The 274-nt window shown below is 49.6% G+C and carries 1 protein-coding gene; it reads left to right on the forward strand.

All coding sequences use genetic code 11. The annotated features are described in order from the left end of the window. Positions 1-274, forward strand: a 274-nt coding sequence (locus tag AB4486_RS27260; protein WP_372119909.1) for a DNA-processing protein DprA, incomplete at both ends; no start/stop codon positions are given.

Consider the following 274-nt stretch of genomic DNA (forward strand, 5'->3'; position numbering starts at 1 on the left):
CAGCGAAGTCCTTTGCCAAAGAGTTTGTCCAAAACGGTTTGATTGTCACCAGTGGATTAGCGTTGGGCATTGATGGTTATGCTCATGATGGTGCTCTAGATAAAGGAGGGGAGACTTTCGCGGTGTTGGGTTCAGGCTTGGACTCCATTTACCCTGCACGTCACCGAAATCTAGCGGATAGAATTTGTGAGAATGGCGCGCTGATCTCAGAGTTCCGTCCAAGCGCTAAACCTCGACCTGAACATTTCCCGCGGCGTAACCGTATTATAAGTGG

The organism is Vibrio sp. 10N.222.55.C6 (assembly GCF_041473395.1).
In the GTDB taxonomy this organism is placed as follows: Bacteria; Pseudomonadota; Gammaproteobacteria; order Enterobacterales; family Vibrionaceae; genus Vibrio; species Vibrio crassostreae_C.